Source organism: Rathayibacter tanaceti (assembly GCF_001634385.1).
Lineage (GTDB): Bacteria > Actinomycetota > Actinomycetes > Actinomycetales > Microbacteriaceae > Rathayibacter > Rathayibacter tanaceti.
This window is the reverse complement of the sequence record NZ_LIIN01000122.1, coordinates 1-8384: the sequence shown is the minus strand read 5'-3', so window position 1 is coordinate 8384 and position 8384 is coordinate 1. Positions and strand designations below refer to the sequence as shown.

Here is an 8384-nt window from a genome sequence, read left to right as displayed (position 1 = left end):
CCTCGAGGGCGACGAGCTCCACCTCGCGGGAGGGGACGGTCGCGGCCACGGGGCTCAGCGACTCCTCCTCGGCGCCGATCGCCTCGAGTCGCTCGGGCAGCACCCGCAGCTCGCCGTCGAGCAGCTCCACAGCGGCCAGCGCCTCGCTGCGCGCCTGCTCCGCGTGCTCGGCCGCCTTCTCGGCCCCGGGGATCCGCCGCTCCTCGACGAGCGCCTCGGCCAGGGCCCCCAGCCGGCCGCCGAGAGCCTCCGCTCCCGGGTGGCCGAGTCGCCGTCGGCGCTCCCGCCGATGACCGAGCGGAACCGCTCTGCGGCTCGCTCCCGCGCCGCGCTCGCCGCGTCGGCGGCGTCTCGTGCGGAGGCGGACGCCCGCAGCACGGGCAGGACGCCCTCTGCCCTGCGGGCCTGCTCGAGGCGTTCGCGCTGCGTGACGACGACGACCTCGGCGACCGCGAGCTCCTCGCTCTCGCGGAGGGCGCGCGATCGCCGCTCCTGGGCCCGGCGGACGAGCACGGCGGCCTCGAGGGCGGCACGCGACCCGTCGTGCAGCGTATCGGCACGCTCGACCTCGGCCCGGGTCTCGGCCAGCCGTGGCTCGAGGGCCGCGACGAGGCTCGCGAACCAGGCGGCGTCGGGAGTCGCTGCCTCTTCTTCGACCTCGCCGAGACGGCGCGCTTCGTCGGCGAGGGCGGCGACCGCGGCCCGTTCCTCCTCGAGCCCGGCGGCGCTCTCGTGCAGCTGGTCGAGGAGGCGCCGACGCAGCAGCTCGTACCGCTCGGTCGCGAAGAGGGTGCGCAGCAGCCGCTGCCGATCGTCGTTCTTGGCGAGCAGGAATTCGTGGAAGCGGTTCTGCGCGAGCAGGATGACCTGGAGGAACTGGTCCTTCGTCAGGCCGACGATGCGGCCGATCTCGACGCCCGTCTCCTTCGCGCTCGACGAGATTCCGCTCCAGGCGCCGTCGACCCGCTCGAGGAGCGACACCTTCGCCGCCTGGCGCGTCGTGCCTCCGCCGCGCTTGGCGGGCCGCTCGTACTCGGGCGAGCGCCTGACCCGGTACAGCCGTCCAGCGACCTCGAAGTCGAGCTCGGCGAAGGTCTCGTCCTCGGGCGCACTGTGATCACTGCGGAGCCTCGCGGACGTGCCGTCGAAGCGGGGCACCGACCCGTAGAGGGCGAAGCCGATCGCGTCGAGGATCGTCGACTTGCCCGCTCCGGTGCGGCCCGCGATCAGGTAGATGCCGACGTCCTCCAGCCGGTCGAAGTCGATCTCCTGCCGGTCGCGGAACGGTCCGAGCCCGGCGAAGGAGAGGCGCCGGATCCTCACCGCAGAGCCTCGGCGTCGAGAGCGGCGAGAGCCTCGAGCACGATCTCGCGCTCGGCCTCGGAGGCGCCGCTGCCGCGCACATGGGAGAGGAAGTCGTCGACGATCTCGACGTCGCTGCGCCCGCGGATCCGCTCGGCGTAGGCGCTCGACGCGGCGGCCGGCGCACCCGGCGGCCGGTGCTCGAGGGCGACGCAGCCGGGGAACCGCGACTGGAGGAGCGCCATCGCGTCGAGCGGGCGGACCTCGTCGGTCAGCACGGCCGACACCCAGTCGTGCTCGATCGTGGCGAGCCCGGGGTCGGCCAGCAGCTCGTCGAGCCGCCCCTCGATCACGCTGAGCCGGCGGGGGACCGGCAGCGGTGACCAGCGCACCTCCTCGAGCCCGTCGGCCCCGAGCTCGACGAGCCAGCAGCCGCGGGGCTTCCCCGCCTCCCCGAACGAGTAGTGCAGCGGCGCCCCGGAGTATCGGACCCCCGGCCGCAGCTCGGCCCGCCCGTGCAGGTGGCCGAGCGCGGCGTAGTCGGCGTCGGCGAAGTGCTCGACCGAGACGTAGTCGAGCCGCCGGCGGTGATGTCCCGCTCGAGCACCGCCGCCGGCGCGCCGACAGCGAAGCAGTGCGCGAGCACCACCCAGGGCCGGCCTGCGGCCTCGGCGGAGGCGCGCACTCGCCGCATCGCGAACGCGAGAACGTCCTCGTGGCGGCGCAACGGCTCCTCCGGGTGCCGGTGGCGGTAGAGAGCAGGCTCGAGGAAGGGGATGCCGTGGACGCCGACCTCGAGACCCGCTCGGTCGCGCAGGACGACCGGCTCGGCGTACGCCTCCGGGTCGGTCAGCACGTGCACCCCGGCCGAGCGCAGCAGACCGGCCTGGAAGCCCAACCTCGCGGGGGAGTCGTGGTTGCCGCTCGTCAGCACCACCTCGGCGCCGGCGGCGCGGATCGCCTCCAGCACGCGGGTCAGCAGCGTGTAATGCTCGGCCGCGGGCACGGCGGAGTCGAAGACGTCGCCCGCGACGAGCACCGCGTCGACGCGCTCGGAGCGCACCGTCTCGACCAGGGCCTCGAGCACCTCGCCGAGCGCGGCGACCGTCGAATGCCCGTGGAAGGTGCGGCCGATGTGCCAGTCGGAGGTGTGCAGCAGTCTCACGCTCGTCCTTCCTCTGGTCGGTCATGGGGATGCCTCCAGGCTAGTGAGCACCCCCGACACGCATCGACGCTCGGCGTGGCGCCCGGACACCTCCCGTTCACCGGCGGGTGCACAATAGGCGTCGGTCGAACAGAGGAGATGGTCGTGAAGCTGCCCCGCGTCCCCGCGACGATCCTCGGCCTCGGCTCGCGAACCCGAGCGGCCGCCGAGGACACGGCGCCGATCCAGCGGATCCTCCCCGAGGAGGAGCCCGCCCGCACCAGCACGGTCGACAACGCGATCTACCAGGACGGCCGCCGCGTCGTCTCGCCGGGCAGCATCCCGGAGGCGCTCGCCGCGCTGCAGGAGCTGCCCGACGCCATGGCCTGGATCGGCCTCTACCGACCGACCGCGGCCGAGCTCGCCGCACTCGAGGACGAGTTCTCGATGCACCCGCTCGCCCTCGAGGACGCGATCAGCGCGCATCAGCGGCCCAAGCTCGAGCGCTACGGCAGCGACATGTTCGTCGTGCTGCGCGCCGCCAGCTACTCCGACCAGCGCGAGGAGGTCGACTTCGGCGAGCTGCACCTGTTCGTCGGCCCCAACTTCGTCGTCACGGTCCGACACTCCGAGAAGCCCGACCTCTCGCTGGTTCGCCGGCGGATGGAGGCCGACCCGGACCTGCTGCGCATCGGCCCGGTCGCCGTGCTCTACGCGATCCTCGATGCCGTCGTCGATCAGTACTCGCCCGTGGTCGCGGGCCTCGAGAATGACATCGACGAGATCGAGGCGCAGGTCTTCGAGGGTGACCCCGCGGTGTCGCGCCGCATCTACGAGCTGAGCCAGGAGGTGCTCGACTTCCAGCGCGCGGTCGCCCCGCTGACCGGGATGCTGGGACGCCTCGTCACCGACTTCGAAGTGTTCCAGTCTGACGTGGAGCTGCGCCGCTACATCCGCGACGTCGCCGACCATGTCGCGGTCGTCACCGAGCGCGTCGACGGCTTCCGGACCACGCTGCGCGAGATCCTCGCCGTGAACGCCACCCTCGTCGCCCAGCGGCAGAACGAGGACATGAAGAAGCTGGCGGAGGTGGGCAACCAGCAGAACGACGAGGTCAAGCGGATCTCGGCGTGGGCGGCCATCTTTTTCGCGCCGACCATGATCTCGAGCATCTACGGCATGAACTTCGATGTGATGCCCGAGCTGCATGTGCCGTGGGGCTATCCGGCGGCGCTCGCCGCGATGGTCGCGTCCAGCGTGGTGCTGCACCGCCTGTTCCAGCGCTGGGGCTGGCTCTGAGACTCCGCGGTTGAGACGGCGCTCATGACCTGAGCGCTCGGCGCCCGAGCGCTCAGGTCGTGCGGGAGCCGTCCGAGTCCTCGTCCGGCTCGGCGACCTCCTCGCCGTCTGCGCCCGAGGCGTCTCCTGTCACGTGCAGGTCGGTGTCGCCCGGGATGCTGAAGTCCTCCAGCGGGTCGAGGGGCTTCTTGTCGTCGCTCATGCCAGCCACCCTAGGAGCGTCCGGCGAGCCGCTGCACCGCTGCGACGGGGATCGACAGCCACTCGGGGCGGTTGCGCGCCTCGTAGATCGCCTCGTAGATCGCTTTGTCGAGCTCGAACGCATCGAGGACGGCGCGGTGAGCGGTGACCGCGTCGCCGGCGCGCTCGGTGTACCCCTCGAGGAACGCGGTCCTGCTCGCGGCCGCCCAGTCCGCCCGGGAGCGCCGGGAGCCGCCTGCTCGTGCGCCCCCGCAGCGTAGTCGAACGAGCGGAGCATGCCTGCGACGTCGCGCAGGGCGACGTCCGGCAGCCGCCGCTCGTGCATGGGCCGCAGCGGCTCGCCCTCGAAGTCGAGGAGCACCCAGCCGCGGTCCGGCACCGAGAGCACCTGGCCGAGGTGGTAGTCGCCGTGGATCCGCTGCAGCCTCGGCCACGGCGCGCTCTCAGCGGCGCGGAACACCGCGTCGATCGCCTCCGCGTCCTGGGCGACGACGGGCACCTCCGCGGAGGCGATCCGCAGCCTGCGCCGCATGGTCGCGATCATCCGTTCGACGACCTCGGGCGTGGTGTCTTCGGTGGGCATGACGTCGGCGAGGGTGGCGTGAACCTCGGCGGTGGCGCGGCCGAGAGCCCGTGCGGGGCCGGTGAAGTCGGAGTCGGCGGCGACGGCCTCCAGGGCGACGCGCCAGGCGTCCTGCACGTCGGGGAGGAACTCCTGGGCGAAGGCGAGGTGCCCGAATGCTCGTCCGCTCGGTTCGCCCCGGTCATCCCACTCGCCGGTGACGTTCCCGATCACGGGCGGCACGAGCGCGCTGCCGGCCGCGTTCAGGGCCGACTGGACGGTCACGTCCGGGTTGTCGCCGTGGTGCAGCGCGCGGAACACCTTGACGATGACGGGGGTGCCGGCCGACCCGTCCTCCGCGAGGGTCTGCACGATCACGGAGGTGTTCGACTGTTCGCCGCTGAGCACCCGCGAGGAGGCGAAGGCACCGATGACGGCTCCGGCCTGCCGGTAGCCCTCGGCTCGCGCGCCGCCCTCTGCGCCGTCGGCGTCGGAGCGGCCGGAGTCGGCGATCATCCCGAGCAGGGCCCGGGCGAAGAAGGGGTCGCGCGGGGCGTCGTACACCCAGCGCTCGCCGTCGGAGTAGACCAGCGCGTCCTCGAGTCCGGCGACCGGCCCGGGGTGCACGGTCACCGGCACCTGGTAGAGCACCGGACTCGTGCCCGCGCGGTCGATGATGAGATGGTCCACCACCTCGCCGCCCTCCGGCCGCAGCGACCAGGCGCCGCGGACCTCCAGCTCGGGGCGCCGCCCCTTGCTCGCGTACCACCTCTGGTCAGCCACCCATGCGGCGATCCGGTCGATCGACAGGCCTGCGCTCATGCTCTTCCCTCCGTCGGCACCCCGAACCCTACGCGCCGCGGACGACCCGCGAGGGGGCTTGCGGTCCACCGCAGCCGGCGCGTCCCGCTGGAGTGCGAGCGCGAGTGGGCGTCGAACGGGGCCTGCCGACATTGGGGAGCCCGTTCCGCGTCGATTCGCGGGCCGGCCCACGTGAGAGACCCGCGCTCAGGCCAGCCCGAGCACGTCCAGCGTCCAGGCGTACTCGAACGCGACCTCCCGCCAGCGCTCGTAGCGCCCGCTGACTCCGCCGTGTCCGGCCGACATCTCGGTGCGCAGCAGCGCCGGAGCGCCGACCTCGCGCAGCCGTGCCACCCACTTGGCCGGCTCGACGTAGAGAACGCGCGTGTCGTTGAGGCTGGTCGTCGCGAGGATCCGCGGGTAGCGCACCCCCTCCCGCACGTTCTCGTAGGGCGAGTACGACTTCATGTAGGCGTACACCTCGGCGTCGTGCAGCGGGTCGCCCCACTCGTCCCACTCGATGACGGTCAGCGGCAGCGACGGGTCGAGGATCGACGTCAGTGCGTCCACGAACGGCACCTGCGCGAGGATCCCGGCGAACGACTCCGGGGCGAGGTTCGCGACCGCGCCCATCAGCAGGCCGCCGGCCGAGCCGCCCTGCGCGACCAGCCGCTCCGGAGTGGTGAAGCCCGCGTCGACGAGGTGCTGGGCGGCGTCGACGAAGTCGGTGAAGGTGGTGCGCTTGTGCAGGGTCCTGCCGCTCTCGTACCACGAGCGGCCCATCTCGCCGCCGCCGCGCACGTGCGCGATGGCGAAGACGACTCCGCGGTCGAGCAGCGAGAGGCGGGGGATCGAGAAGCCCGGATCGATGCTCGCCTCGTACGAGCCGTAGCCGTAGAGCAGGACGGGAGCCGGGGCCGAGTCGGGATCGGCGGCGTCGCGGCGCCAGACCAGCGACAGCGGGATCCGCGTGCCGTCCTGCGCGGTCGCCCACTCCCTCCGCTGCACGTAGCGCTCCGGGTCGTAATCGCCCAGTACCGGCTGCTGCTTGAGCACGGTCCGCTCGCCTGACGCGACGTCGAGCGCGAGCACCGTCGACGGGGTGACGAACGAGGTGTAGGCCAGGCGGAGCGACGTCTGCTCCCACTCGGGGTTGCCGGCGAGACCGGCGTCGTAGAGGGGCTCGTCGAAGAGGATCTCGTCGAGGCGCGACTGCGCGCCTCCCTCGCGGAGGAGCCCGAGGCGCGTCGCTCCCTCCCAGCGGTACGAGACCACGACGTGCCCGGCGAAGGCGTCGACCCCCTCGATGCGACGGCCCTCTCGGTGGGGGACGACCACGCGCCGCTCGCGGGCCCGCTCGGTGGCGTCGAGGGAGAGGTCGGCCGGCTCCTCGACGATCTCGAAGTCGAGTGCTCCGTCGTTGTGCACGATGAGGAGGCGGTCGCGCCCGTCGAGAACGGCGTGCTCGACCTCGTACTCGACGCCCTCCCGCCGCGGCCAGACGGAGCGGAAGTCGCCGGTCGGATCCGACGCGTCCAGCAGCAGGCACTCGCTGGTGATCTTGCTGCCGATCTCGATGACGAGGAAGCGCCGGCTTCGGGTGAGCCCGATCCCGATCCAGTAGCGCTCGTCCGGCTCCGCGAAGACGACCTCGTCGGCGGTGGAGTCGGTGCCGACCGCGTGCCGCCAGACGGTGTCGGGTCGCCACGACTCGTCGACCGTGGGATAGAAGACGTAGCGCTCGTCGGCGCCGAAGGTGGCGCCGCCCCCCGTGCCCTCGATCACGTCCGGCAGATCCTCGCCGGTCGACAGATCGCGGATGCGCAGGGTGTAGCGCTCGTCGCCCTCGACGTCGGTGCCGTAGAGCAGGTAGCGGCCGTCCGCCGAGAGGTCGAAGCTGCCGAGCGAGAAGAAGTCGTGCCCGTCCGCCTCCGCATTGCCGTCGAGGACGACCTGCTCGCCGTCGAGCACGGCGCCGTCGGCGATCGAGGGTGGCGTCCAGTCGTCCGGTCCGCTGATCGGGGCCCGGCAGTGTACCGCGTACTGGCGGCCCTCGTAGGAGCGCGAGAAGTACCACCACGCGCCCTCGCGGACGGGGACCGACAGGTCGGTCTCCTTCGTCCGCGACCGGATCTCCTCGAACAGGGTCTCGCGTAGCGGCGCGAGCGGGGCGAGCACCGCCTCGGTGTAGGCGTTCTCGGCCTCGAGGTGTGCGATCACCTCGGGACTCTCCTTCTGCCGCAGCCACTCGTACTGGTCGACGACCAGGTCGCCGTGGTGGCGGCGCTCGAGGGGGACGCGGCGGGCGACAGGGGCAACGGGCGCAGTCATCCCGCCAGCCTAGAGCGAGCCGCCCGGCCCCGCCCCGGGTCCCCGCGACGCACCGGTCGTGTCCACAATGGAGCATGGTCAGCGGTGTGCAGAACGAGTCGGCGGCGTCTTCGACGGGCGGTGCGCGGCGTGTGCAGACCGAGGTCGAGCGCACCTACGACGTGGACGCCGAGACGCGGCTCCCCGACCTGCTCGGCGCCGGCCCCGTCGCCTCCGTCCTGCCAGAAGAGCCGGTGACCCTCCGTGCCGACTACTTCGACACTGCCGAGCGCGCCCTCTCGCGTGGTCGCATCACCCTCCGCCGCCGCGAGGGCGGCGCCGACCAGGGCTGGCACGTGAAGCTCCCCGGGTCCTCGGGGCGCACCGAGATCCATGCTCCGCTGACCGAGACGCGGACGGTGCCCGCCGGTGTCCGCGAGCCCGTCCTCGGCTACGTCGGGCGCGCACCGCTCGAACCGCTGGCGCTGCTCGAGACGGTCCGCTCGATCACCCGCGTGCGCGATGCCGAGGGGCGGGAGCTCGCCGAGATCGCCGACGACCTCGTGATCGCCCGCGACCAGCGCACCGGCCGCGAGCGGCGCTGGCGCGAGTGGGAGGTCGAGCTGGTCGATGCCGCGGGGGAGGAGGGCGAGGCCCTTCTGGACGCGATCGAGCAGTACCTGTTCGCGGCCGGTGCCCGCCCCGCCGTGACTGCGTCGAAGCTGGCCAGGGCTACCGGTGGCCCGATCGACGAGACGGCACCGG

Annotated in this window: 7 protein-coding genes; 2 read left to right on the top strand and 5 right to left on the bottom strand. The window is 72.7% G+C overall.

The features are described from left to right. Positions 1–54: 54 nt before the first annotated feature. The 3 genes from ACH61_RS12670 to ACH61_RS12665 are packed head-to-tail and all read right to left on the bottom strand — an operon-like array spanning position 55 to position 2467. On the bottom strand, positions 55–1323 hold the full coding sequence (locus ACH61_RS12670) for an AAA family ATPase (RefSeq protein ID WP_068212532.1): 1269 nt from the start codon (positions 1321–1323) through the stop codon (positions 55–57). Then, positions 1320–1694 (bottom strand): exonuclease SbcCD subunit D C-terminal domain-containing protein, encoded by a 375-nt coding sequence (locus ACH61_RS19100; protein WP_330220166.1) that lies wholly within the window; start codon positions 1692–1694, stop codon positions 1320–1322. The genes ACH61_RS12670 and ACH61_RS19100 overlap by 4 nt, the downstream gene beginning before the upstream one ends. Further along, a complete protein-coding gene (locus tag ACH61_RS12665) occupies positions 1652–2467 on the bottom strand; it encodes a metallophosphoesterase family protein (RefSeq protein ID WP_330220165.1) in 816 nt (271 codons plus the stop codon). The genes ACH61_RS19100 and ACH61_RS12665 overlap by 43 nt, the downstream gene beginning before the upstream one ends. Before the next feature lie 138 nt (positions 2468–2605). Between ACH61_RS12665 and ACH61_RS12660 the strand changes: the two genes are divergently transcribed. Then, positions 2606–3745 (top strand): magnesium and cobalt transport protein CorA, encoded by a 1140-nt coding sequence (locus ACH61_RS12660; protein WP_082845247.1) that lies wholly within the window; start codon positions 2606–2608, stop codon positions 3743–3745. 52 nt (positions 3746–3797) lie between these two features. Here the strand turns inward: ACH61_RS12660 and ACH61_RS12655 are convergent, their stop codons facing one another. Together ACH61_RS12655 and ACH61_RS12650 are read right to left on the bottom strand one after the other, a co-directional pair. Further along, on the bottom strand, positions 3798–5330 hold the full coding sequence (locus tag ACH61_RS12655; RefSeq protein ID WP_236713678.1) for a maltokinase N-terminal cap-like domain-containing protein: 1533 nt from the start codon (positions 5328–5330) through the stop codon (positions 3798–3800). 186 nt (positions 5331–5516) lie between these two features. After that, a complete protein-coding gene (locus ACH61_RS12650; protein ID WP_068212530.1) occupies positions 5517–7640 on the bottom strand; it encodes a S9 family peptidase in 2124 nt (707 codons plus the stop codon). Between the two features lie 74 nt (positions 7641–7714). On the opposite strand from ACH61_RS12650, the gene ACH61_RS12645 reads away from it, so the two are divergent. Next, the coding region (locus ACH61_RS12645; RefSeq protein WP_068212528.1) for a CYTH domain-containing protein at positions 7715–8384 on the top strand (670 nt) is incomplete at its 3' end.

Excerpts from the sequence above, each read along its gene's own strand:
- ACH61_RS12655 (WP_236713678.1), bottom strand. The coding sequence starts at position 5,330 with ATGAGCGCAGGCCTGTCGATCGACCGGATCGCCGCATGGGTGGCTGAC.
- ACH61_RS12650 (WP_068212530.1), bottom strand. The coding sequence starts at position 7,640 with ATGACTGCGCCCGTTGCCCCTGTCGCCCGCCGCGTCCCCCTCGAGCGC.
- ACH61_RS12660 (WP_082845247.1), top strand. The coding sequence starts at position 2,606 with ATGGTCGTGAAGCTGCCCCGCGTCCCCGCGACGATCCTCGGCCTCGGC.